General features: G+C 65.8%; 20 protein-coding genes and 1 pseudogene. 4 read left to right on the top strand and 17 right to left on the bottom strand.

Going from position 1 to position 23,973, the window contains the following annotated elements; all coding sequences use genetic code 11:
- Both cysD and cysN read left to right on the top strand, forming a co-directional pair.
- The coding region (gene cysD, locus JWQ89_RS10190) for a sulfate adenylyltransferase subunit CysD (RefSeq protein WP_299640663.1) at positions 1-459 on the top strand (459 nt) is incomplete at its 5' end.
- A gap of 14 nt (positions 460-473) precedes the next feature.
- Positions 474-2,375, top strand: a pseudogene (cysN, locus tag JWQ89_RS10185) (sulfate adenylyltransferase subunit CysN).
- A gap of 108 nt (positions 2,376-2,483) precedes the next feature.
- Here the strand turns inward: cysN and JWQ89_RS10180 are convergent.
- From JWQ89_RS10180 to JWQ89_RS10120, 13 genes are all read right to left on the bottom strand, one after another.
- Positions 2,484-2,678, bottom strand: a complete 195-nt coding sequence (locus tag JWQ89_RS10180; protein ID WP_299640661.1) for a hypothetical protein — start codon at positions 2,676-2,678, stop codon at positions 2,484-2,486.
- Positions 2,679-2,956: 278 nt separating this feature from the next.
- Positions 2,957-4,006: an alginate lyase family protein gene (locus tag JWQ89_RS10175; protein ID WP_299640660.1), complete on the bottom strand. Its 1,050-nt coding sequence runs from the start codon at positions 4,004-4,006 to the stop codon at positions 2,957-2,959.
- 1 nt (position 4,007) lies between these two features.
- Positions 4,008-6,740 carry a hypothetical protein gene (locus JWQ89_RS10170; protein WP_299640658.1) on the bottom strand — a complete coding sequence of 911 codons (2,733 nt, stop codon included), beginning with the start codon at positions 6,738-6,740 and terminating at the stop codon, positions 4,008-4,010.
- Between the two features lie 19 nt (positions 6,741-6,759).
- Positions 6,760-7,401: an alginate O-acetyltransferase AlgF gene (locus JWQ89_RS10165; protein WP_299640656.1), complete on the bottom strand. Its 642-nt coding sequence runs from the start codon at positions 7,399-7,401 to the stop codon at positions 6,760-6,762.
- 14 nt (positions 7,402-7,415) lie between these two features.
- Positions 7,416-8,741, bottom strand: a complete 1,326-nt coding sequence (locus tag JWQ89_RS10160) for an alginate biosynthesis protein (RefSeq protein WP_299640654.1) — start codon at positions 8,739-8,741, stop codon at positions 7,416-7,418.
- Positions 8,738-9,523, bottom strand: a complete 786-nt coding sequence (locus JWQ89_RS10155) for a hypothetical protein (protein ID WP_299640652.1) — start codon at positions 9,521-9,523, stop codon at positions 8,738-8,740. Before JWQ89_RS10155 ends, JWQ89_RS10160 begins: the two co-directional genes overlap by 4 nt.
- Positions 9,520-10,635: a hypothetical protein gene (locus JWQ89_RS10150; protein ID WP_299640651.1), complete on the bottom strand. Its 1,116-nt coding sequence runs from the start codon at positions 10,633-10,635 to the stop codon at positions 9,520-9,522. The genes JWQ89_RS10155 and JWQ89_RS10150 overlap by 4 nt, the downstream gene beginning before the upstream one ends.
- Before the next feature lie 8 nt (positions 10,636-10,643).
- Positions 10,644-12,074 (bottom strand): MBOAT family protein, encoded by a 1,431-nt coding sequence (locus JWQ89_RS10145; protein WP_299640649.1) that lies wholly within the window; start codon positions 12,072-12,074, stop codon positions 10,644-10,646.
- Positions 12,074-13,594, bottom strand: a complete 1,521-nt coding sequence (locus JWQ89_RS10140; RefSeq protein WP_299640647.1) for a right-handed parallel beta-helix repeat-containing protein — start codon at positions 13,592-13,594, stop codon at positions 12,074-12,076. Before JWQ89_RS10140 ends, JWQ89_RS10145 begins: the two co-directional genes overlap by 1 nt.
- Positions 13,587-15,023: a mannose-1-phosphate guanylyltransferase/mannose-6-phosphate isomerase gene (locus JWQ89_RS10135; RefSeq protein WP_299640646.1), complete on the bottom strand. Its 1,437-nt coding sequence runs from the start codon at positions 15,021-15,023 to the stop codon at positions 13,587-13,589. The genes JWQ89_RS10140 and JWQ89_RS10135 overlap by 8 nt, the downstream gene beginning before the upstream one ends.
- A 1-nt stretch (position 15,024) precedes the next feature.
- Complete coding sequence (locus JWQ89_RS10130) at positions 15,025-16,143, bottom strand: hypothetical protein (protein ID WP_299640644.1); 1,119 nt, start codon at positions 16,141-16,143, stop codon at positions 15,025-15,027.
- Positions 16,144-16,156: 13 nt separating this feature from the next.
- Positions 16,157-17,641, bottom strand: coding sequence for a glycosyltransferase (locus JWQ89_RS10125; RefSeq protein ID WP_299640642.1), 1,485 nt, complete (start codon positions 17,639-17,641; stop codon positions 16,157-16,159).
- A gap of 3 nt (positions 17,642-17,644) precedes the next feature.
- The gene (locus tag JWQ89_RS10120; protein WP_299640641.1) at positions 17,645-18,964 is read right to left on the bottom strand and encodes a nucleotide sugar dehydrogenase; all 1,320 of its coding nucleotides are present in this window, start codon (positions 18,962-18,964) and stop codon (positions 17,645-17,647) included.
- Positions 18,965-19,767: 803 nt separating this feature from the next.
- Here JWQ89_RS10120 and JWQ89_RS10115 point away from each other — a divergent pair.
- Together JWQ89_RS10115 and JWQ89_RS10110 are read left to right on the top strand one after the other, a co-directional pair.
- Positions 19,768-20,187 carry a response regulator gene (locus tag JWQ89_RS10115; protein WP_299640639.1) on the top strand — a complete coding sequence of 140 codons (420 nt, stop codon included), beginning with the start codon at positions 19,768-19,770 and terminating at the stop codon, positions 20,185-20,187.
- A 162-nt stretch (positions 20,188-20,349) separates the two neighbouring features.
- Positions 20,350-21,537, top strand: coding sequence for a mandelate racemase/muconate lactonizing enzyme family protein (locus tag JWQ89_RS10110; RefSeq protein WP_299640638.1), 1,188 nt, complete (start codon positions 20,350-20,352; stop codon positions 21,535-21,537).
- Between the two features lie 138 nt (positions 21,538-21,675).
- On the opposite strand, the gene JWQ89_RS10105 is transcribed toward JWQ89_RS10110, so the two are convergent.
- The 4 genes from JWQ89_RS10105 to JWQ89_RS10090 form a co-directional block, all read right to left on the bottom strand.
- Positions 21,676-22,203: a DUF1269 domain-containing protein gene (locus tag JWQ89_RS10105; RefSeq protein ID WP_299640637.1), complete on the bottom strand. Its 528-nt coding sequence runs from the start codon at positions 22,201-22,203 to the stop codon at positions 21,676-21,678.
- A 318-nt stretch (positions 22,204-22,521) separates the two neighbouring features.
- Positions 22,522-23,064, bottom strand: a complete 543-nt coding sequence (locus tag JWQ89_RS10100) for a DsbA family protein (RefSeq protein WP_299640636.1) — start codon at positions 23,062-23,064, stop codon at positions 22,522-22,524.
- Positions 23,030-23,542, bottom strand: a complete 513-nt coding sequence (locus JWQ89_RS10095) for a redoxin domain-containing protein (protein WP_299640635.1) — start codon at positions 23,540-23,542, stop codon at positions 23,030-23,032. Before JWQ89_RS10095 ends, JWQ89_RS10100 begins: the two co-directional genes overlap by 35 nt.
- Positions 23,543-23,778: 236 nt before the next feature.
- On the bottom strand, positions 23,779-23,973 hold a 195-nt coding region (locus tag JWQ89_RS10090), incomplete at its 5' end, for a BON domain-containing protein (RefSeq protein WP_299640634.1).

Below are 23,973 nucleotides of genomic sequence, written 5' to 3'. Positions count from 1 at the left end.
CACCGCAACGCCCAGCACGCCTGGGACCCCAAGAACCAGCGCCCCGACCTCAGGCGCATCTTCAACACCCGCCTCGCACCCGGCGAGAGCATGCGCGTATTCCCGATCTCGAACTGGACCGAGCTCGATATCTGGACCTACATCTATTCCGAAAGCATCGAGATCCCGCCGCTCTACTTCGCCCGGCCGCGCCCGGTGGTCGAGCGTATGGGCACGCTGATCATGATCGACGACGACCGCTTTCGTTTCGAGCCGGGCGAAACGCCGCGCGAGGAAATCGTCCGCTTCCGGACGCTGGGCGACTATCCGCTGACCGGCGGCATCCGCTCCGACGCCGCGGACCTGCCCTCCATCATCATGGAAATGCAGGCCTCCCGCACCTCCGAGCGCGAAGGCCGGCTGATCGACAGCGACCAGGCCGGATCGATGGAAAAGAAGAAGCAGGAAGGGTACTTCTGATGGCCAGCGTACCCATGACCGCCCTCTCCGCCGAAACCACACTCGATCTCTGGCTCGCCGAGCAGACCGAAAAGGGCCTGCTGCGCTTCCTCACCTGCGGCTCGGTCGATGATGGCAAGTCCACCCTGATCGGCCGGCTGCTCTATGACAGCCAGCTCATCCTCGACGACCAGCTTGCCAGCCTCCGGAAGGAAAGCCGCAACCGCACCACCGGCGACGAAGGGATCGACTTCTCGCTCCTCGTCGACGGCCTCACTGCAGAGCGCGAGCAGGGCATCACCATCGACGTCGCCTACCGGTTCTTCTCTACCGACTAGCGCAAGTTCATCGTCGCCGACACACCGGGCCACGAGCAGTACACCCGCAACATGGCGACCGGCGCGTCGAACGCCGATCTCGGCATCGTGCTGATCGACGCGCGCAAGGGCGTCCTCACCCAGACCCGCCGCCACAGCTTCATCCTCAGCCTCATCGGCGTGAAGCACGTGGTGCTGGCGGTCAACAAGATCGATCTCGTCGGCTACCACCCCGATGTCTTCAACGCCATCGAGGCCGAATACCGCGAGTTCGCGAGGGACCTCGGCTTCGAGACCCTCCAGGCCATCCCGCTCTCGGCGCTGAAGGGCGACAACATCCTGAAGCCGAGCCCGCATACGGCCTGGTACAAGGGCCCACAGCTCGTGCCCTACCTCGAGAGCATCGAGGTCGCGACCGATCGCGTCGCGCGGCCCCTGCGCTTCCCGGTGCAGTGGGTGAACCGCCCCAACCTCGATTTCCGCGGCTTCTCCGGCACTGTCTCCGCCGGCGCCGTGACGGTCGGCGACGACATCCTCGTTGCCGCCTCGCGCAAGCCCGCGAAGATCACCCGCATCGTCACCATGGACGGCGACCAGCACCAGGCCATTGCCGGCGAAGCGGTAACGCTGGTGCTCGATCGCGAGGTCGACATCTCCCGCGGCGACGTCCTGGTGCACCCCGGCGAAGTGCCGGACTATTCCAACCAGTTCCAGGCGCGCCTCGTCTGGATGAGCGACGAGCAGGCCATTCCCGGCCGCTCGTACCTGTTGAAGCTCGGCGCACAGGTGGTGCCTGCCTCGATCACCGGCCTCAAGTTCAGGACCAACGTCAACACGCTCGAAGAAAGCGCCGCCAAGACCCTGGAACTGAACGAAGTCGGCACCGTCACCATCGCCACCGACAAGCCGATCGCCTTCGACAGCTACAGCGACAACGCGCAGTCGGGCAGCTTCATCCTGATCGACCGCATCTCGAACGCCACGCTGGGCGCCGGGGTCATCGAGTTCGGCCTGCGGCGCGCGCAGAACCTCAGCTACCAGAGCTTCGACGTCAACCGCAGCGTGCGCGCCGAGATGAAGGGCCAGACGCCGCAGATCGTCTGGTTCACCGGCCTCTCCGGCTCCGGCAAGTCGACCGTCGCCAATCTCATCGAGAAGCGCCTCACCGCCGAGGGCCGCCACGCCTACATCCTCGATGGCGACAATGTCCGCCACGGCCTCAACAAGGACCTGGGCTTCACCGACGAGGCGCGCGTCGAGAACATTCGCCGCGTCGCCGAGGTGGCGCGCCTGATGGCGGATGCCGGGCTGATCGTCATCGTCTCGTTCATCTCGCCGTTCCGCAACGAGCGCCGCCTGGCGCGCGAGGTGGCGAGCGACGTCAAGTTCACCGAGGTCTACGTCAACACCCCGCTCGAAGTCTGCGAAGCCCGCGATCCCAAGGGCCTCTACGCCAAGGCCCGCCGCGGCGAGATCAAGAATTTCACCGGCATCTCAAGCCCCTACGAAGCCCCCGAAAAGCCCGACATCGTACTGCACGGCGCGCTACAGGATCCCGTGCAGATGGCAGACGATCTCTACGCCCGGGTGTTCGAGTGGGACACGGGGTATTCGATCTAGGGGGTCGTCAGTCCATCACAGCCGCCGGTGTCATCCGCGGAAGCGGCGAACCAGGGCTGGGCCACAGACTGGTAGGGCTGCTATGTCACGGGCGTCGGCCGAGGAGCCCTACGCCTTGCCCTCATCGGCGGTCATCGGCTTCTCGTCCATGTCGATGAGCCGGGTCTCGACGCCGGTGTCGAAGCCCCAGTCGAGAGCCTCGAGTTTCAGGGCATCGAACAGGGCGTCAGCGCTGACGCTGCGACCTTCGAGTTTGCTGAGGACGGACGAGAAACGCGCGCCCAGATCGTCGGGCGCGCTCACACCAGCTGCAGGGACCACGGCCACACTTTCTGTCAGGGAGCGGCGAAGTCGGACGAGCCCCCGACTTCTCGGGCGCGGGGCTACTGCAGAATCCTTTAAGGAGTGCCTCTTGGACAAGATACAATTTCGCTTTCATTCGGAAAGCGCGCTGTGGGCCAAGCAACAGAGCTTCAAGCGCAGTTTTCTACCGCACTTCTGAGGCTATCGATCTGAACCGGAGATGAAAAGCGCCCGGCCGCGACTATCGAGGCGGCCGGGCCTTCATTTGGCCGGAAGGGTTAACTAGTTGATGACGGCAGACGGGCGACCCAGTCGCCGAGCCGGGTGAGATTACCGCCGAGCTTGGCATGGGCAAGTGGCCGGAAGTCCTCGACGAATGAATCGGTCGCTGCGTTGGGGCTGTGGCGGAGGAGGGGCTCCACCCAGGCGAGCATGAACGGCTCCAGCGCCTGCTTGCCGGTCTGGAACGTCTGCTCCTTGCCATTGACCTTCTCGACGATCGCCGGATCCTCGGCCGCGGCGAGACTGAAGGCCGCGATGGTGCTCAGCTTGCCGTCGCAGGCCGCATAGCCGTCATAGCCGGTGAACTTGAGCAGGTCGGCGGTGACGATCAGCGGCGCCGTGGCGTGCAACTGGTAGTTCAGCGCCTTGTCGGCCCGGTTCATCTCCAGCGGCAGGCTGCCATCCGGCGAGGCCTGGCAGGTGACGAGCTCGAAGCTGCCCTTCGCCCAATCGAGCATGGCGCTATCCTCGTTCAGCCGGCCGATCGCCGCCGCGGCAAGCCCAGCCCAGGCGCGCAGGTTCGCCTTCCTGGCGTTGGGCGGCGCTTCGGTTTCGAAGAACTGCTCCATCGCTTTCGCCGCATCGGTAAGCCACTCGACCACTCGCTGCCGCTTGTGCGCGTCGAGCGGGCCGGCGGTCTCCGCCTGCAGCAAGGCAATCGCGAGCCCGGCATAGCGCGCCGGGATGGCGAGCTTGACGTTCAGCGTCTGGAGGTCGCTGAGCGCACCGGCGCTGGCCCATTGGTCGAGCCAGTCGAGCACGCACCCGGCTCGCGCCTTGTCGCCGTCGACCAGCGCGGTATTGGCCATCTTCATCAGCTCCCCGATGAATCTCTCGACCGGCTGCAGCGCTAGGTCGACCTCGGCGTTCGAGACCTCGTCGATGTCGGATCGGGTCTTGCTGTCGTCGGTGTAGCGGCTGCCGAAGGTCAGCGCGACCACCGGCGCGGGGGCCGCGGGGCAGGCGAAAGGGTTCTCCCCGGCGCGTGGAGAGGTCGCGCCGAGGAGCAGCGTCATCGCGGTCGCGATGCCGAGAGCACTTCGCATATCAGTTCTCCACCGCCATCGAGGCGAGCAGCCGCTGCGCTTCGGAGTTGCCCAGCCCCGCCGCGTCCTTGAGCAGGACCGTCGCCTGCTGGATCGACGGCTCGATGCCGATGCCCATCGCATAGGCCTTGGCGAGTTCCACCATGGCGACGGCGTCTCCCGCATCGGCAGCCCGCTTCAACCATGTGCTGGCATCGCGCGCTTCCGCCACGCTCGTGCCGGTTGCTCGCAGGTAGAGCGCCAGCTCGCGCATCGCCACGGCATCGCCGGAGGCTGCCGCCGCCGCGTAGCGCGACGACCAGTCGACCTCCTCCATCACCGCCGTCTGGATCGCTGGCGGCGCCTTGAGCACCTTTTCGCGGATGTTCCCGAGATCGGCCACCGGGGCATCGTCGATCATCCGCTTGAACATCGCCACCGCCTTGGTCGGGGCATAGTCCTCGCTGTCGGGGTCGGCGTAGATCTTCACCAGCCGGCTCACCGCCGTATCGTCGCCCATTGCCACGGCCTGCTCGAACAGTTCGATGGCGGTCTTGGCCCGCTCCTGGCCGCCCATCGCCATGTAGCGATCGGCGATGGCGGTGTGGCGCCAGCCGTCTTCGCCTGCAAGCCGCAGGCTGACTTGCAGCCAGTGCTCGGTCTCGGCGTCGTCGGCCGTTGCGACGAACGCGCCGGCGAGCTTGATGGTGTTCTCGAAGGTGCAGTCGACGACGCTCGCCGCGCGATAGAGGTAATCGTGCCGCTGCGCCTCATCCTTGGTATTGGATGCGGCAAAGATCAGCGCGTCGGCGTCGCCGCGCTCCTCGATCGCCTTGTTGTAACGCGCGAGGAGTTCGGTACTGGTGACGCCGTCCGCCTGCATGATGGGCAACAGCCTCAGGATAGCGTCGCCCAGGCCCTGCTGCGCGGCCTCGGTAAGATAGCCGATGGCCTCCTGGCGCTTCCCAGCGTCGTTGGGGAAGTAGTCGAGCAGCACCGAGCCGAGATCGACCGCGGCACGCGGCAACCCGTCGGCGCGCGCCTGTTTCAGCGCCGCGATGGTCTCTTCGATCACCTCCGGTGTCGGCGATACGCTCAGGCGATGGCGCGCCAGCGCGTCCACTGTCGCCGCGTCGGGATCGATGCGCGACTGCCAGAACGCCAGCATCTCGGGGCTGGCGCCGTTCCGGCTGAGATAGTCCACATAGTAGGCGACCGAGTTGGGGCGTCCATATAGCGCGTGCGTCTGCAGTTTTGCGAGACCGATCGGGTCGGCCTCGGGGTTGAGAGCGCCGATCTCGTCGGAATCCATGAAGGCGGTGGAATTGCCGGCCGCGTCTTCGGTCCGCTGCCAGAAGCTCGCGAGGCGCATGTCGGCGCCCTTGGGAGCGCGGCAGAGATAGGCCTGTCGCAAGTCGGTCATCGGGTCGATCTTGCCCGCATAGGTGACGGCAAAGCCGAGCAGTTCGGTCGCCCGCTCGAACACGCCCGGCTCGTCGCGGTGGCGCAGCAGGATGAACGCCAGTTCCTGCGCCGAGTCGGCGTCCTCGAGGGCAACGCCCTTCTCGAGCAACGCCTTGGCCTCCGCCTCGCCGGCCCAGCGGCCCTTCTCCTGCAGCACCAGCTTGGCAAGCTTGGAGAAGGCCCAGCCCGGCGGCTGCGGCATGCCGACCAGCTGCGTCAGCGTCCCCTTGAACGCCTCCTTCTTGTCCGGGATGGCCTGCTCGGTTTCGAGCAGCGTCGCCAGCCGGAACAAGGCATTGCGGCTGCCCAGCTGCGAGGCTTGCCGGTAGAGGGACTCGGCCCGGTTCGGATCCTCCGGCAGCAACGCGCCGGCCTCGTAGAACTTGCCCAGTTCGACCTGCGCCGCCGCTACCCCGCGATCCGCGGCGAGGTTCAGGTATTTCAGCAGGTTGTCGTTGTTCTTTACGATCAGTTCGCTTGCCAGGTGGAGCTGAGCGACCTTCCAGGCTGCGCTGGCGTCCCCCAGATCGGCGGCAAGCCGCAGCCACTGCTCGGCGATCTGGTGGTCCTGCTTGACCACGAGCCCCTTGGAGTACTCTCGGGCGATGCGGCCGATGCGGTCGCAGATCTCCGGATCGAGCTTGCCGACCAGCGCGCCGAACGCCATCGTCACCGCAAGCTTGGGATCGAGCTCCCATCCGGGCACCTGTTCGCCCCCGATATTCATCGAGGCGAGGCGGAGCAGTGCGTCGGCATTGCCGCCCATCGCTGCGCGGGTCAGGTAGTCGAGACCCTTCGCCTTGTCCTTCTTGACCACCAGCCCATCCAGATAAAGCGTCGAGAGCAGGTTCAATGCCTTGGGCGCGAGGCTGCCGGCATTGGCCTCGAGACCGTCGATGACTCCTGTCTCCCTCAGCTGCGGTACCTTGCCGGCCTTGAGGTAGAGGTTGATCCGGTCGATAGCCGTGTCCGGCACCTTGGGCGCCGGCATCCTGGCGACCACCATCAGCATCTTGTCGACCAGCTCGAAATTGCCGGTCGCGTTGAGATCGCGAAGCCGCCGCGCATCGCGCAGCACCTGGTCGGGGTCGCCCTCCGGGACGGACGTCCCGTCCCACGCCTGCCAGCGCGCCACCACGTCGGGATCGGCCTTCTTGGCGACGCAGACCTCCTGCGCCGGAATCTCCGGCGGCAGGAACGTCACCTCGACAGGCGCGGCCAGGGTGGGGGTCGCAAAGCTGACGCCGAGCAGGAGGGCTGCGGCGATGAGGCGGGGGACGGGAGCGGGCATGTTTGCCTCCGATTGGCGCTTACTGCGCGCGGAAGAACGCGTTCTCGACGGCGGTGGCGGTGTAGCTGCCGTTCGATCCGGTGAAGATGATCGAGACGCCGCCGCGACGCTTGAGATCGAGCGAGGCGACGGTGGCCTTGGCCGCACCATCGGCCTGCACCTCGAAATCGAGCGTGAGGGGGGCCTTGAGTGCGACAGACTTGCCGGTATCGCCCGCAACCGCCTCGATCGCCTTGACCTTCGCCGAGGGCACGAACAGGTCGACACTGGTGAGATCGGAGAGATTGTAGAAGTACACCGTCGCCTTGCTCGGATCGCTCGCCGGCTGGTCCTCGAGCACCAGCGGCTCGCCTTCGACACTCCACGCATAGGTGTAGTAGGCGCCCGGCGCCGCGGCGATCGAACCGGCGAGGTCACCCGCCGAGACCGGGATGTCGCCCGGCTGCACGTTCACATAGGCCGAGAGCCCGTCGGTGACGTCGTCGACAGTGGTGCCGTTGACCACCGCCACGGCGGCCCCAGGCACCAGCACGCGGACGAATGCCGAGTTCGGATCGACCGGCGCATCGTAGAGCCCGTCGTCCTGCGCGAACGCGACGGGCGCGGCGCTGAGCAGCATCAGGCTGGCGATGGCGATGAGTTTGGGGGTTGAGCGCAGCATATGGGCTCTCCTTCCTAGGTGTTGCAGAGGGATATCGCCGCCGTCTTCTCCGACAGGCGATCGAACTTGATCGAGACCTTCGAGAGTTCGAGGCTGTCGAGGGATTCGAGCGGGATGAAAAAGCGGCCGGTGCCGCGGAAGCGGTCGCCGCGATGCACTTCGCGGGTGAAGGTGCGCCCGTCGATGCTCTGGAAATCCAGCACCGCGTCGCGGCTGCCGTTGTCCCCGGCATCGGCAAGCAGCACCTGGTTCGGGGTGATGGCGGTGCCGGTCAGATCGGCCTCGTACAGCCCCTTGCTAGCATCGACCACCGGAGCGGTTCCGACCGGCTTGCAGTCGCTCCGCGCCGCAGCGATCAGCTCGGTCATCGAGCCGGTGCCGAACTGGGCGAGGTTGTTGTAGATCGGGTTCTCCCAGACGAGGAACTTGGGGCGACGGGCCTGGAACTCGCGTGAAGTGAGATACGAGGTGATGGCGCCGAACTGGTTGCCGCCGGTGATCGCCATGTTGGCAACCGGCAGGCTCGAATACTGCGCGAGAAAGCCCGAGAAGTTCGGGACCAGCGCATCCGAGAAGCTGGTGCCGACCAGTGCGATTTCGTCGTTGGTGGCGCCTGGATCGGCGGCCCCGCTATCGCCGAAGATATCGAGGCTGGCATCGGCGCTGGCGACTTCAACCGTTTGGTAGGCGGTGCTGATCACCGGCGGCAGGCTGAGCACGCAGAACTCCTGCAGCGCGCGCCGCATGCTCGAGACGGCCAGTTCCGCCCCCGTCGCCTTGGTTTCGTAGGTGACGGGCTTCACGTCGGCGTAGCCCGGCAGCTGCTTGATCATCCCGCCGATCAGCTGCGCCGCCGTTTCGGCGCCTTTCGAGGTCCAGTGGAAATCCGAACGGAAGAACGGGGGGTTGCTGGCATCGGTGGTGCGCAAAGCCGACAACAGGTCGACCGCGATCACGCCCTTCTCGTTGAGCCGCTTGACCTGGTCCTCGTAGACCGCCGTCGCCACGTTCTCGTCGAAGCCGAAGAGCTTGGCTTCGTCGGGCAGGAAGGTCGGGAGCGTCACGCTCTTGGTCGGGATCGGGACGTAGAGCATGGTCGTGCCGTGCGCCTTCAGCGCCTCGGCAAGCTGTCCCATCTGGATCGTGGTGTCCTCGGTGAACGGGTGCTGCATGCGCAAATCAGCGAAGATGCGAAAGAAGAACCCGTCCTTGCCTTCGACCGAGGGCAGGGTGGGGTTGTCCTCGAGATGATTGCAGCCGAAGGCCGAATTGGCGGCGAGCGCCGGGCTCGCCGAAAGCACGGCGGCTAGGGCCGCGCCGAGCAGCAGGGTCTTGGTCATTGCACTGTCTCCGTCGAGGCGGTGAGCTGGGGTTCGAGCGTGCGGAGCAGGTTCTCCGCCATGGTCCGGATGTTGAGCGTCTCGGAGGCAGCGGCGATCTTGAGGTAGCCCTTGGCCGCTTCGATCTCTGCCGGCTCCGGCGCACCACTGAGAAGCGCAAAGGCGAGATCGAGCGCCGCCTTGCTGTCGCCGCCCTCGGCGGATGCGACCAGCAGCTCGTCCGCATGCGCGAGGTCGAGCCCGAACGGGGTGCCGGCGCGGTACATGGCGATCAGCCCGTCCCGGGCCACCGCATCGCCTTTGGCGGTGAGCTTTTCGAGCACGTCCCGGGCCAGGGCGAGGTTCTTGGGCTCTTCATCGAGCGCCCCTGCGTTGAGCAGCCGGATCAAGGGCTTCAGCGCCGAGCTGCGGCCGTTCTCGGCGGCCATGCGGTAATAGCGGGCGGCCCTGGCTACCGTCCCCGGGTCATTCTCTTCCTCGATACGCCTGGCCAGATTGAACTGCGCCAGGTCATCGCCGGCATCGGCCAGCCGCTGCATCTCCTTGTAGCTGACCTCCTTGCCCGCAATCATCCGGTTCCGGATCAGCTTCAGCGGATCGACCGCCTTGTGAGCGCGTGGCTTGGCCCGGGCCGCTGCCTCCTTGGGGCTGCACGGAACGGCCGGTCCGGCGTGCTCCGAGCTGCTGCCGAGGGAGACGGGCACGCGCACCATGCAGGCAGCGCTGGCCGGCGCAGCCGCGGCCAACGAGAGCAGGACGACGAGCGCGGGGAGGCGGATCATTCCTTTGCCTCCTGTGCCGGCTGCGTCTCCCAGAGCCTGGGCTGGCCGAGATAGCGCACCGGGAACTCCCAGATCACCACCTCCGGTGGAGTGTCGCGCAGCGTGTCGCTCTCGAGGAAAGCCCACATCGGTGCCACCGGGCCCTTGCCCTCTTCCGCGAGGTTGAGGACGTCCGAGCCGAGCGAGACCTTGAGGCTCTCGCCGAAACTCCATTGCGGGTTGGCGCTGTAGCTGGTGCCGGTGAGCACGAACGGAATGGCTGAGGGTCCGAAGATGTCGGCGGGCGCGGCATCAGGGGGGGCGACAGCCTCGCGCGGTACGACAGTCTCCGGACCCAGGCCGACGAGTGGTGCCAACCCGCCGGTGACGATGAATTTCGAAAGGTCGCCTTCCCGCTCCACGGGAGCGACGTCGGCGATGGTGTACGAAATATCGCGTTTTCCCAGTGCCTTACCGACCGCGTCAGCCACCACCTCGGCCCCGAGCGGGGTCCAGTGGGTGTCCGTGGTGAGGAACAGCTGACCTTCCGCCTTGGCTTCGAGGAGCGGTGCGCGGGTTTCGATGGTGCGGATTCCAGCGTTGTCGAGGACGGTTCGGAAGTCCTCGTAGAGCCGCTCGAGATCGGTGGGGACCGCGGCGTAGCTCACGTGTTCGCGGTAGATATCCGCCTTGGCAGGCACTGGAACGACAACGAGTTCGATGCCTTTGGCTGCCAATAGGTCATGAACTTCCGCCACCCCGGCCACTGCCTCGGCCAGATCGGGGGTGCGCTTCAGAGTCGCCTCGAATTCTTCCTTCGAAAACAGCCAGCCGTCATCGCCGACGACCACCCCGGGACGTCCCTCGCGGAAGGCGAGGTAACGGGCCGCGCCCATCGCGTCGATCGAGGGCAGGCGGTGCGGCATGATCTTCTTGTAGTAGGTGTCGATCTGGATCGCGGCCTCGCCGTTGAGATAGGCCGAGGCCGATTTCGGCAGCTCGGCGATGTCGCGGCCGAGGCCGGTGACGAACTCGTAGTTGGCGATCACCGCGTAGCCGAGGAACAGCACGGGCAGGGCGAAGGCCGGGGCGGCCGAGGCGAACGATCTGGCGCTGAAGGCTGTAGCGGGCATTTTCGGCCTCAGAACTGGAAGTAGAGGAAGGGCGAGTAGGTCTGCTCGGCGAGCCGCATCAGGCAGAGGACGGCGAGCGCGCTGAGGCCGGCGGCCTTGACGAGGCTGGTGGCGGCTGCGGTCGCGGTGCCGTCCGGATTGACGGTGATCTGCGGCTCCCACAGGTGCCGCATGCGCGGTTCGGCGATGGTGATCGCAATGGCGACGACGAGCAGCGTCAGCGCCTCGCGGCTGACCATCCATGCGACCTCCGGCCGGATGCCGAGGCCGTTGAAGCCGAACATGCCGGCATACATCTGGAACGCCTGGCCGACATCGGGGGCGTGGAACATCACCCAGCCGAGGACCACCGCGACGAAGGTCAGCGGCAGGCTCCACCAGAGGCTCGGCGCCTTGGCGTCGTAGCCGGTGAGCCGCTCGATGACGAGGATGCCGCCATGCCACACGCCCCACAGGATGAAGGTGAAATTGGCGCCGTGCCACAGCCCGCCAAGCAGCATCACGAGGAACAGGTTGACGTAGGTGCGAACCACACCCTTCCGGTTGCCGCCCAGCGGAATGTAGAGATAGGTGCGCAGCCACGTGCTGAGCGAGATATGCCAGCGGCGCCAGAACTCGGTGATCGAGCGGCTGATGTAGGGCATGTTGAAATTCTCGGCGAAGCGGAAGCCGATCATCAGTGCCAGCCCGATCGCCATGGCCGAGTAGCCGGCAAAGTCGAAATAGAGCTGCATGGTGTAGGCGATGGCGCCCAGCCAGGACTCGGCGATGGTCGGGTGGGGCACCGAAAACATGGCGTCGGCCAGCGGCGCTACGCTGTCGGCGATCAGCACCTTCAGCGACAGCCCGATCAGGAACCGCTGCCATCCGGCGTTGAACAGCTCCCAACTATGCTCGCGGTGCTCGAACTGCGGGGCGAGGTCCTTGTAGCGCAGGATCGGGCCGGCCACGAGCTGCGGGAACAGCGCTAGGAACGCGGCGAAATCGACGATGTTGCGCGAGACCTTGGCGTCGCCGCGATAGACGTCGACGAGGTAGCTGATCGAGTGGAAGACATAGAACGAGATGCCGATCGGCAGCAGCAGCTGCCAATGGATCCCGAGGTTCTCCGGCGTCGTGCCCCAGAGGTTGGCGAAGCTGTCGATGAAGAAGTTGAGGTACTTGAAGGTCCCCAGCACCGCGAGGTGCCCGGCAACGCCGATGCCGACCAGCAGCTTGGCGCGCGGCGTGCCTTGGTACTTCTCGACGAGGATCGAGAACACGTAGGCCCAGAGCGTGTTGGCGCAGAGCAGCACCAGGAAATCGAAGCGCCACCAGCCGTAGAACAGGTACGATTCAATGAGCAGCGTGATGTTCCGGTACTTTTCCGGCGTCAGGTAGTACGCGGCGAGGAAGATCGGCAGGAACAGGAACAGGAACGTCTCGGACGAAAAGACCATCAGGCATCCCCCTCGAAGATACAGCTTGTCGGGCGCAGGGCGCCGGTGGGTGTGAGCTTGGCGCCGGACTTGAGCTGCAGCCCGTCGATGATCGTCGGGGTGCCGTCGGTGGCGCTGAGGTTGAAGAAGCGGTCGGTGAACTGCACCAGCTCGCCATCGAGCAGCCGCGGCGCCTGGGCGGAAAAGTCGTTCATGGCGAAGGCGAGCCGCGCGGTGGTCGAGCCCTTGATGCCGACGCGGTTGCCGTCGAGTTCGTTCGACGCGATCTCGATGACGCCGTAGTCCGGCTGGTGGGTGACGCTGATCCCGGCATTGCCGTTGTCGATCAGCCGGTTGGCAGTGACCGCGAGCCCGGCGCTGTCGCTGACCGCGAGCCCGGACTGGGCGTTCTGCAGCAAGAGGTTGCCGCCGACCGCGACGCAGTCGGCCGACGCAATCGAGACGCCCGAACGCTGGCTGCCGGCGACGAGGTTGTCGTCGATGGTGAGGTTCGCCGCTCCCCCATCGGCAAAGATGCCGTTGAGGCCGGCGTCGATGACGATATTGCCCGAAAGCTCGACCGACTTGGCGCCGGCGGTGACCTTGATCCCGTGCGCGTCGGCCCCGGCCAGCACGACATTGCCGCGCGCGAGAATATCGGTGCCGCCGCTCAGCAGCACCGCGGGGCCGGAAGAGGGGCCGAAGACGTTGCCGTCGACGATCGCCCCGTCCGCGTCGAGCAGCGCCAGCGTACCGACCCGGTCGAACCGGCTGTCGCGTACAACCGAGGGCGACGGCTTGGCGAAGAAGCCGCTTTCGAGAATGGTGACCCCGGTCAGCGGCGGGAACAGCCCGTAGCCCAGATCGGCAAACGTCATACGCTCCAGCCGTGCGCTGCCCGAGAGCGCGACCACGACGAACGGGTTGAAATCCTTGAGGCGCGGATTGACCTCCCCCGTCCCCCTGACGGCGGCGCCATCCCCGACCAAGTGCCCCGAGGCGAGCAGGAATGCTCCGGTCGAGCGGTCGAGCAGCAGCGTCTCGCCCGGCTGCAGCGCCAGCGTCGCACCATTCCACACCACGATCGGCAGGTGCGCGACATATCCGGCATCGGTCTTGTCGATCAGCCCGGACAGGTTGGCCTTGTTGGTCGCCTCGTAGAGCTGCGCCAGGCTGGTGACGCCCGCCTCGAGCAGCAGCACTTCGGCCCTCGCCTGCGCCTGGCGCAGCGCCACGTGATAGTTGGCACCGGACTGCAACGCGAGCTGGCTCAGCACCAGGTCAATCGACACCACGCTGAGCTTCACCTGGCTGAGCGTCGCAGGCCGCGCCGTCGCCTGCTCGGCCGGCGTGAAGCTGAAACCGAGTGAGGCGGCCGCCTCGTGGAGGTCGCGGGCGGGGCGGCCGGCCTCGACCATCGCCGCGAGGGCGGCGACGGTCTTTTCGTAGGCGAGGGTCCGCGCGTAGTCGGCCCCCGTGGCGGTCAGGGGGAGACAGCAGGCCACGGCGACCAGACTTGCGCGGACCCACGCCTTACGCATGTTCGCGGCTCCCGTCGGCCACCGCTGCCAGTTCCAGCAGCGGGGTGAGATGCGTCAGGGGACCGTCCACATGGCAGGCGACCTCGATGACCTGCATCGGGCCGGTACCGTCATTGATGACGTTGGCCGTCTGCTCGGGGCCGATCTCGAAGGTGGCGCCGGCGCGGATCTCGCGGCGGAGGCTGCCCATCTGCAGCATGCCGCCACCCGAGGCGACGACCATCAACCGGCGGAACTGCGAGCCACTTTCGACCGGCAGGGTGGCGCCGGGGTTCACCGTCAGGTGCCGCAGCATGTAGCCGGCGCCCGAAGCGAGCTTGCCCTGCTTGCCCCAGTCGGTGGCGCCGAACGAATGATCCTCGGCTTCGCGGCGGTTCTGTGCCTTGAGCTGCTCGACGATCTTCTTGACGTCCTGCGACTGGTCGCGGGTGGTGACCAGCAGCGCATCGTGGGTATCGACGACGACGAGGTTGTCGACGCCCACCACGGCGACCAGCCGGTCGGAACCACGGACATAGGTGTCCCTGGAATTGACCATCATCACGTCGCCGCTGACGACGTTGTTGTCGTCGGACTTCTTGCCGATGGTGTGGAACGCCGCCCAGGCGCCCACATCGTCCCAGTCCACTTCGGCCGGGGCCAGCGCCACGGTCTTCGATTTCTCGAATACTGCGCGTTCGGTCGGCAGGCTCTCGGCCGAACCAAAGCTCGCCTCCTCGAGGAGAAGCGCACCCTCTTCGTTCCCGGCATTGGCGAGCGAAGCGCTGACCGCCCCGAACGTCACCGGGTCAAACCGGCGATATTCCTCGATCACCGTGTCGGCCCGCATGAGCGAAATGCCCGAGGCCCAGTAGGCGAGGCCGGTCTCGATCAGACCCTGCGCGGTCTGCGCATTGGGCTTCTCGATGAACCTCTCGGCCCGGTGCACCCCGCGGTAGTTCGAGTACTCGCCGCCGTCGATGATGTAGCCGTAGCCGGTCTCGTTGTAGCGCGGCTTGATCCCGAAGGTGACGATCAGCCCGTCCGCCGCCGCCTTCCAGGACTCGCGGATGCGGGAGTTGAGGTCGCCCTCGATCACGTGATCCGAGGGGCAGATCAGGATCACTGCGTCGGGATCCGTGCGGGCGATCAGCAATGCCGCCGAAAGCACGGCCGGGCCGGTATTCCGCGCCACCGGCTCGGCGATGATCCGCGCATTGCGCTGCACATCGCGCAGTTGGCGACGCACTGTGCCCAGGTGCCCGGCCGCGACCGAGACGACCGGGTCATGGAACAGGTCGCCCCGGTGCCGCTGCACCGTGGTCTGGAAGAAGGTGATCGAACCCTCGTGGTCGATCGGCTGGAACTGTTTGGGCTGCTGGCTGCGGGATAGCGGCCAAAGCCGCGTTCCCACGCCTCCGCAGAGAATGACTGGATGGATGGCGTGCATGTTAGTGGCCCCCGTTCGCCTGTCCGTTGAATGAGAAGAACCGTCCCACCGCCGCCAGCGGGTCGGATTTGATCAGCACTTCCACCGGTGTCCCCACCGTGCTCGGCTCGAGCGCGGTTGCGGGCACCAGCGTCACCGGGATAGCCGCGCCGTCCGTCGCGCTGCGCAGAAGTCCCGGCAATTCCTTGGCGTCGAGCATGGCGTTGGTGGATGTGCCGTTCGGCAGGTGCACCTCGGCATGGGCGCCCGACGCGAGCATCCTGAGGCCGTTGCCATCCACCTTGGATGAGATCACCACCGGCGCATCGGTCGGCGCGACGGTCATTACCGTGTCGCCGGCGAGCACCGTGGCGCCGCTCTCGGCCGATCCCGGCGCGACGACGCAGTCGCAGGGCATCGATACCGCCAGCACTTCGCCGGAAGTGGTCCGGATGGCGAAGGCGATATCGCCCTTCACCGCCGCAGGGTTGACGAAATCGAGCTGGCCCGGGCTGATTGCCCTCAGATCCATGCCGTCGAGCGTCACGGTGGAAAGCCCGGTAACCGGCACGACGAACAGCCGCTCGTAGAGCTTCACCCCGACGAACCCGACCAGCAGCAGGCCGAGGCCCGCAAAGGCGCCCCAGCGGAGCCCCGTCATCACCCCTTGCGCGGCTGAAGGCTTCAGTTTCGGCGCCTCGGCACGTACCGTCTCAGCCTTCTCCGCGGTGCGGATCACCCCGTCGACGCCGATCAGGTCGCCGCCGACAAAGGCATTGAGGATGTATCTGAGCTGCGGCAGATGCGGCCCGGTGGGCTCGAGGAACCTGAGCGTCACGGTGCCGGCCTCCGGCGAACCTGCACCGATGGCCGCATCCACCGGCAGGCTGATCGAGTAGCCCGGGAAGTTGAACGCCAGCGTCACCAGTTGCACACGGCCGTGCAGCTGCGGGTCGATCAGCCCGGTCGCTTCCGCCCCGACGATCGACAGGCCCTGGCCGGCGAAAACCCTGCCGTTGATGACCACGTTGAAAGGCATCCGGATGACCGGGTGCTCGCTATGCCCGGCGTATTCCGGCGAGGGCGCGCTTCTGCTTGCCGCGACTTTTGGCTTGTCGATTTCTGCATGCGCTTCGGTCATTGGGGTTGAGCCCTCAGTTGGCATGGATCGGGAAGGGGCTGAGGAGCCCCGTGACGAAGATGACGCCGGCTACCAGCAGGCCCAGGGCGAGCACGTGCATGTAGCCGGAGGTCAGGGAGCGGATCCGTCCGGCGGCGCCGACGGCGCCCCCGATCGAGGTCGACTGGCGGGTCCAGCGCTGGCGGTCGAGGCGGAACATGACCGAGGTCTTGATCGCGGCGCCGAACAGCTGGCCGAAATAGAGCAGGAACGGGTAGGTGATCGGGAACGGTCCGCCGAAGGTGGCGAGCAGCCAGCAATAGGCGTAGCGCGTTGCCATCACCCACGCGATGTAGGCCACCGCTATCAGCGGATCGACGAAGATCGAGAACAGCACGATGCCGACCGGCGCGGTGAGCGTCGTCCACATCGAGACGCGCTGGTCGAGGATCGACCACCAGGCGAAGAAGCCGATCCTGGTGGGGCTCAACGCGAGCGCCCGCGCGTTGGTCCGCAGCATGTTGCCGAACCAGCGGCGCATCAGCGTCACGGCGCTTTCGACGAAGCCGGGTTTTGGCTGGGTCTCCATCGAGACGCAGGCGACATCCGGCAGGTAGGCCATCTCGTAGCCGTTCTTGAGCAGCCAGAACCAGGTCGACTTGTCGTCGCCGGTGAGGAACTTCACCCGGCCCAGGCGCCAGTGGTCGATATAGTCCTGCTCGACCGAGGCGATGAATTCCGGGTTGGTGGCGAGATCGGCGCGGAACACCGACATGCGGCCGGTGAGGGTCAGCACGCGCCCGCCGAGCGCTACCGCCGACATCATCATCTGGCGCTGCGTGAAGCGGAGCTTGAACCAGTCGCGGAACAGCGGGGCGTCGTCGATCTCGGCACGCTCGTGCGTGGTCAGCGCCCCTACCTTGCCGCCGGCAAAGAACGGGGCGGCGCGCTCGACGATATCGGCCGGGATCTGGGTGTCGCCGTCGATCAGCAGCACCACATCGTCGGAACTCGGATAGCGGCGGGCGATGGAGCGGAGCGAGGTGGCGAGCGCATCGCGCTTGCCGGTGCCGTCGATGCGGTCGATCACCACCTCGACGGTGTCGATACCGGCGAGGACCTGTGCTGCGACCGCCCGGATCAGTCGCTCATCGGCGACGTCGACCACCGAGGCGACTACGGTCGAGCCGCCGGGCGAGCGACGGGCTGCCTGGAAGATGGAGCGATAGACGCGCGTCGTAATCGCCGCCTCGATCTTGTAGCTGGTGGCGAGGAAGAAGGCGTGGGCCGGGCGGCGCTGGCTGTAGAGCGCCTCGGCGGCAGCGCGCCGCCGAGGGTATGCGATGCGGATATAGAAATGCGCACGGGCGAAGTTGACGAACGCCCAGCTGTAGCGCCAGAGCCCGATCACGCCGAGCGTCAGGAACACCCCGGCGCCGCCGGAGAAGGCAGTGGACGGCACAGTGCTGGCGATCGCCGCCACAGAGAGGATGTAGATACCGTGCGCGAAGAGGTTCATGGCTTACCAGCAGATGCCTTCGTAGGTACCGTTGGAGCGGAGCGCGGTGTTGATCCGCGTGAGGTCGACCAGCGAGCGGTACTCGCTCACCGAGTTGAGCGGCGCGATGGTCTCCTCGTAGCGGTTGCCCACGAGGATGAGGTCGGACGAGGCGATGAGGTCCTCGATCTTGCCGACGAGCCGCGACGGCAGGTCCGGTACAACGTCATTGCCGCGGCCCATGGCGCTGACGCCGCCGGCGACGGCCTGGGACACGTACGGATCGTAGATTCTGAGCTCCACGCCCTTCGAGATGAGCCGGCTCGCGAGCTCGGCCAGCGGGCTTTCGCGCAGATCGTCGGTGCCCGGCTTGAACGCGATGCCGACCAGCCCGACCGACCTGGCGCCGGAGTTGGCGACCATCGTCTCAGCCCGGTCGATCTGCGCAGCATTGGCCACCAGCACCGCATCCAACAGCGGCGACGTCACGCCCTTCCTGGCGGCGAGGTGCTGCAGGGCGCGCACGTCCTTGGGGAGGCACGAGCCGCCGAAGGCGAAGCCGGGTTTCATGAAGTAGGGGGAGATGTTGACCTTGGTGTCGGCGCAGATGAGCTTCATCACCTGCTGGCCGTCGACGCCCGAGGCCTTGGCAATGTTGCCGATCTCGTTGGCGAAGGTGACCTTCACGGCGCGCCAGGAGTTCGAGGCGTACTTCACCGCCTCGGCGGTCTTCAGCGTCACCACGTGCGAGGGCACGGGCATCTTGGCGTTGATGTCCTTGAGGATCGCCTCTGTGCGCGGCTCGAGCGCGCCGAAGACGATGAGGCCCGGATCGTAGTAGTCGGCGATCGCGGTGCTCTCGCGCAGGAACTCGGGGTAGTAGCCGACGCCGAAATCCTGGCCGGCAACCATGCCGGAGGCTTCTTCGAGCACCGGGATGCAGGTCTGGTCCATGGTGCCGGGCACGATTGTCGAGCGGATGATCACCGAGTGGAAGCTCTGCTTGTGCTTGATCGCCTGCCCGATATCGGCGCAGACGCCCTTTACGTATTTGAGCCCCACGGCGCCGCTGTCGTCGCTCGGCGTGCCGACGCAGACGAAGCTGGCATCGGTGTCGAGCACCGCCTGCTGGCCGTCAGTCGTAGCGCGCAGCCGCCCCGAGGCCACGGCACGGGCGATGATCTCATCGAGCCCGTTTTCAACTATCGGCGAGATGCCGGAGTTGACTGCGCTCACCTTTGCTGGGTCGAGGTCGACGGCGACTACCTCGTGGCCGTCATCCGCAAGGCACGCAGCGGAGACGACCCCGACATATCCAATTCCAAAGACGCTGATTTTGGCCACGACAGTCCTCTTTCAGAAGTGTGAGCAGTATTGTGCTCACCCGAGGGGCGAGCTGATTGAATGGCTACTGAGTACAGAACGCCGAGCTACAAGCTCGCTGGCCTCGTTACGCTAAGTGACATCGAACGTACTCTCCACCGCTGGAGTGATCGCTACTGACGCTTAGTTTTGGCATCCTTGCCGAGGGACGGCCGATACTCGCCATCCGATGCGTGAAAGCCTGTTCGCTGGTCCGGAATCTGAGAAGCAGTGAGGAGTCATAGGAGCCATGCGTTGGGCGCATGGCCGGGTTCCGTCATCTCATTGCAGCATTGTGGGTCCCCTAGCGCAAAACCGTACAGTGACTGCGGTATTCCGCTATCCGACCGCTGTTCCAATTCGTGCCCGAAGCATGGTCGCAATGCGGCAAAACCGTGCCTCGCTCTGGCGCTCACGGCGGCGTGATGAAAGTTTGGGCAGTTTCTGCGCGTCCGGCGGCGGATGACGATGCGATGACAATGCCGAGTTTTCCGCCTGCCGCGGTTGGACCGCTCGCCGGGCTGGGGAAAAAAGCCCATGTATTGCAAGGCCTCCCGGGAGTTCGCTCGAGTCCTTATCCAATCACGCATCTAATTCTGCGAGGATTCGCTGGGCAATTCCGCGTACCCGCCACGCGGAACGGGAGTTTGCGCCGCTGGTCGCGCTTTTGCCGTCGTTGCGCGAAAGGATTCGCTTGGGCCGAGTCGAAGGGTGTGCCCTTCGGTTCGAATGCACGGCGCCTGAGAACGCCGTGCGACTGGGTGAAGAAATGCGGGTCTCCATAATTGTCAGCAACCGGAAGCAGCCGGCCACTGGTCCTCGTCGTCGAGGACGAACCCATGATCATGCTTGGGGCAGTGCAATTGTTCGAAGCGGCGGGGTTCGAAGCCCTTGTCGCCTTCAGTTCCGACGAAGCGGTGGCGCATCTCGAGAGCCGTCCCGGGATCGTCGTGGCGTTCATTGAGTATGACGTGCCGGGCGCGCTCAACGGGCCAGCCCTCGCCGAGACGGTGCGCAACCGCTGGCCAACGCTGGAAATCATCGTCGTCTCGCGGCCGCGGGCCGGGGAAATCCCCGACCTGCCACTCGGCGCGCGCTACTTCGAGAAGCCGTACACGTCCTCCGAGATCAACCGCGCCCTCGACGAACTCGGCCTGACCGGCACCATCCCCCGCGCCCGGATAAATCTGCCGCCGCGCGGATGACAACAATCCCGTCAGCAGTGGGGCAGGGCGCGGCCACCATTGCGGCTCGATTCCGCAACGGCATGACGCGACGACGGCAGCCTTGGGTCGAATCGACGGCGGGTCCTTGGCGCGGCGACGGGGGTCGCGCTAGGCAGTGGGCTGGACCCGAGGAGCCACCCCATGAACAGACTGGACAAAGCCTACGCGGTCGCCGCGGCTGGTAGCAACGTGCGGATCACCGCGATCAAGGCGATGCAGCTCGATAGCGGCTTCTGCCTCATCCGGGTCGATACCGACGCCGGAGTCTCCGGCTACGGGGAGTGCAGCCATCTCAGCGGGGCCATCGCCCGCTCGGTCATCGAGACCCACGCGGCCGGCGGCGGGCGCCTGCCGCACCTGGCGCTGATCGGCAAGGATCCGCTCAATGTGCGGGTCCATCACCACAACATGTTCTACGCCTTCCCGCAGCGGCGGCCGCATATGCAGGTGCTGTCGGGCATCGACATGGCGCTTTGGGACCTTGCCGGCAAGCTTCTGAACCAGCCAGTGGCAAAACTCCTCGGCGGCAGTTTCCGCGACGACATCGAGCTCTATTCGCATTGCCCGCAGGGCGACTTCACCGATGCCGCGGCCTGGCCCGACCGTGCCGCCGAGCTGAAGGCCGACCCTCACGGGTTCCGGACCTTCAAGGTCGATATCCACTCGGCGCTCGGGCTCAATATGCAGGAGTATGTCCCGAGTCTCTCGCCCGGCGATATCCGCAAGGTCCGCCGCTCGTACGAGCTGGCGCGCGAGCACCTGGGCGACGATATCGACATCATCGTCCACTGCCACTGCGAGCTCGATATTCCGAGCGCCATCGCGGTGGCCGAGGCGGTCGAACCGATCAAGCCGATCTACTATGAGGACCCGATCCAGCCCGGTTTCTCCGAGAACTGGCTGGCGCTCCGGCGCACCACCCGGCTGCCGATCATGACCGGAGAGAACATCGAACTCCCCGAGCAGGCTTTGCCGTTTCTCGAGAACCAGGCCGTCGATTGCCTCCAGCCCGACATCGTCTATTCCGGCGGCATCACCGGCACCAAGGCGATTGCCGACCTCACGGCGCTCTATCGCACGCCGATCACGCTGCACAATGTCAGCGGCCTGTTGCTGAACATGGCGAGCCAGCAGCTCGCAGCGTCCATCTTCAACTGCCCGCGCATCGAGTGCACGCGCGGCGCTACCGGCCTCGCCTGGGCGAAGACCAACCCGCTCGAGATCAGGAACGGCAGGATGAAGATCTCGACCGCGCCGGGCCTCGGGGTGGAGCTGGACGAAGAATACCTAAAGGTGCATCGCGCAGAAGGCGAGCCGTACTGGGCGTGAACGGGAGGTAAGAGAGCGCAAACGATCCCCACTGCTAGCGGCCGCCTGCATCTCTCTCTAATACCGTGGCCCGGCGGCTGCGTCTCCCGCGACCTGCGCCGCCGTAGCGCCCCTATGGGAGCAGGAACATGGGCCTGATCACGCCGCCGCCACCACTGGTGCGCGAGCCAAAGCGTCGCGCAGCGCTTGCTCTTTCGCCGGGTCCAGCGAGGTCTTGATGACTTCGCCGCCGGTGCCTTGGATGGCGTCGAGAATCTTCTCGAGCGTCACCTTGCGGATGAGCAGGAACAGGGCCGAGCTGTTGGGGGCCAGTTTGGCCGCCAGCTCCTTCATGAAGGAATCGTCGATGCCGAGATCGGTGAGCGCGCCACTGATGGCTCCGGAAGCTGCGCCGAGGGCGGCACCCGAGATCGCGCCGATTGCGGGCCCTACGACAGGCAGCAGAAACAGTGCCCCGATGAGCAGGCCCCACATGCTGCCGGTGAGGGCGCCAGCGGCCGTAGGGTTGAGTAGCTGGTTTAGCTTGACGTGGCCCTGGCCCGTATTGGTGGCGATGACCGCATCCTCTAGCTCGATGAGGTACTCTCTTTGCAGATCCAGCAGTTTCTGCCGGATTTCTTCCGCCTTCTGTTCATTTGGGTAGATGATGACGACGAGGTCAGACATCTCATTGACTCCTGGTTTTGGGCCGCCAAATTCGACCATCGTGCACGCCAGAGTGGATCGCCCTGTCGATGGAGTTTCGCCATTGACCGCTCGCCCCAAAGCGGGCTGCGGCGGCCGAAGCATTGCCTCGACCGCCGCCACAGCGCCGGGGGGAGGAGGCGGCGCTATGTCGTAGCTTGGGCTAGCGCTGCTGCGCGCCCTGGTTGAATTGCCTGGTTTGCTCCCGCTTCTCTGATGCCGCCGGCGGTGACGCCGATGCGTTGGACCGCCAACCTGTGCAAGCTTAGGTCGGCTCCCGGTGCGGGGCGTTGACCGCTGTCAGCTTTGGCCAACTGCCGCGTGCATCTCGGCGTTGATCGCGGTGATGAGACTGGGCGCGAGGTAGTTGCCGTTGTAGCGTTCGCCGTTGATGAAGAAGGTGGGCGTTCCGTTCACGCCACTGCGGATCCCGCCCATGAAGTCTTCATTGATCTTGTCCAGATAGCGGCCACGCTGGATGGCATCGCGCAGATCTACATGGGAGAGCCCGAGCGAGGTGGCCAGCGCAAACAGCGTCGTCTGGCTCAAGACGCGCTGGTTGCGGAAGATCGCATCGTGCATGGCCCAGAACTGCCCGTGATCGCCGGCGAATTCCGCGGTCTGTGCGGCGTCGAGGGCGTGTGGATGAATCTCGGTCAGCGGGAAATGCCGGAACACGAAGGCCAGCCGGTCGCCGAACTGCGCCTGAACCCGATGCACGTTGGGCTGTGCGGCGCCACAATGGGGACATTCGTAGTCGCCGTATTCGACCAGCGTCACGATGGCGTTGCGGCCACCGGAAATGTGGTCACGCGCGCTTACGGGCACTCTTAGTTTCGACATCGAGACTCTCCGCGTTTGGCATTTCATCGAGTGCGTCGAGGATCCCGTCGGCGCCAGGGTTGACGCCAATCGGCGACAGGTAGCTCCAGACAATCATGCCCTGCTCGTCGATCAGGAACAGGGCCCTGCCGGCCTCCCCGACGTCATCCAGGTAGCAGCCATAGGCCTGTGCTACCTGGCCCTTGGGATGGAAATCGGCGAGCAATGGAAAGTGCAGGTTCCGCTCTTTCGCATATGCCTGGTGGCACCATGTGCCATCCACCGAAATGCCGAGAAGCTCCGCGCCGCGCCGGCGAAATTCGCCAATGATCTGGTTGTACAGGTCAATCTGATCGCCGCAAACCGGGCTCCAGTCGGCCGGATAGAAGGTGAGGATCACCCGGCGCCCCGCCAGCTCGGACAATGACAGCCGCTGATCTGGCGTTACCGGGAGCGTGAAGTCCGGCGCCTTGGTACCGGGAGACAGAATCTGGGGCATCGCAGGACCATGTTGATGTAGGGAAAAAGCGTCCGCGGGCAGGGTTACCCGCGGACGCGCGGCTCAGGCGGCTCGGGCAGGGGCAGCCCGTTGCGGAATCTCACCGCGGTGCCTCCTGAGCCTGAAGGCGAGAACGAGGAGTGTTCCGCCTAAGACGGGGGTATGCGCGTCCACCCACGAGGCGGGGACGAGAGCGCCGAGCAAGGGTGCATTGAGGGGCAGCAAAGTGGCGGCTGTCATGATGGTGCGCCTTGGCTCGTCACGCTTATGACGATCCTGTTTTCGACCGTCGTGACGCCCGGGGTGCGCCGGGCGGTGTCTTCCGCCGCCTTGCGCTCCGCCCAGCTGCGCACCGACCCGCTCAGCAGGACCCGGCCCCCATCGGCCTCGACGTGTATTGCTTTCGCGTCGACCTCGGCGTCGCGCAGGAA

The sequence above is a fragment of the Devosia sp. genome (genome assembly GCF_028290645.1).
Taxonomy (GTDB): Bacteria; Pseudomonadota; Alphaproteobacteria; order Rhizobiales; family Devosiaceae; genus Devosia_A.
The sequence above is the reverse complement of the archived record's forward strand: the minus strand, read 5'-3'. Positions and strand labels throughout refer to the sequence as shown.

Bases quoted from the DNA above. Each gene is read 5' to 3' on its own strand.
- JWQ89_RS10170 (WP_299640658.1), bottom strand. From the start codon at position 6,740: ATGCCCGCTCCCGTCCCCCGCCTCATCGCCGCAGCCCTCCTGCTCGGC.
- JWQ89_RS10145 (WP_299640649.1), bottom strand. From the start codon at position 12,074: ATGGTCTTTTCGTCCGAGACGTTCCTGTTCCTGTTCCTGCCGATCTTC.
- JWQ89_RS10140 (WP_299640647.1), bottom strand. From the start codon at position 13,594: ATGCGTAAGGCGTGGGTCCGCGCAAGTCTGGTCGCCGTGGCCTGCTGT.
- JWQ89_RS10130 (WP_299640644.1), bottom strand. From the start codon at position 16,143: ATGACCGAAGCGCATGCAGAAATCGACAAGCCAAAAGTCGCGGCAAGC.
- JWQ89_RS10155 (WP_299640652.1), bottom strand. From the start codon at position 9,523: ATGATCCGCCTCCCCGCGCTCGTCGTCCTGCTCTCGTTGGCCGCGGCT.
- JWQ89_RS10125 (WP_299640642.1), bottom strand. From the start codon at position 17,641: ATGAACCTCTTCGCGCACGGTATCTACATCCTCTCTGTGGCGGCGATC.
- JWQ89_RS10100 (WP_299640636.1), bottom strand. From the start codon at position 23,064: ATGTCGAAACTAAGAGTGCCCGTAAGCGCGCGTGACCACATTTCCGGT.
- JWQ89_RS10095 (WP_299640635.1), bottom strand. From the start codon at position 23,542: ATGCCCCAGATTCTGTCTCCCGGTACCAAGGCGCCGGACTTCACGCTC.
- JWQ89_RS10165 (WP_299640656.1), bottom strand. From the start codon at position 7,401: ATGCTGCGCTCAACCCCCAAACTCATCGCCATCGCCAGCCTGATGCTG.
- JWQ89_RS10150 (WP_299640651.1), bottom strand. From the start codon at position 10,635: ATGCCCGCTACAGCCTTCAGCGCCAGATCGTTCGCCTCGGCCGCCCCG.
- JWQ89_RS10110 (WP_299640638.1), top strand. From the start codon at position 20,350: ATGAACAGACTGGACAAAGCCTACGCGGTCGCCGCGGCTGGTAGCAAC.
- JWQ89_RS10160 (WP_299640654.1), bottom strand. From the start codon at position 8,741: ATGACCAAGACCCTGCTGCTCGGCGCGGCCCTAGCCGCCGTGCTTTCG.
- JWQ89_RS10135 (WP_299640646.1), bottom strand. From the start codon at position 15,023: ATGCACGCCATCCATCCAGTCATTCTCTGCGGAGGCGTGGGAACGCGG.
- JWQ89_RS10105 (WP_299640637.1), bottom strand. From the start codon at position 22,203: ATGTCTGACCTCGTCGTCATCATCTACCCAAATGAACAGAAGGCGGAA.
- JWQ89_RS10175 (WP_299640660.1), bottom strand. From the start codon at position 4,006: ATGCGAAGTGCTCTCGGCATCGCGACCGCGATGACGCTGCTCCTCGGC.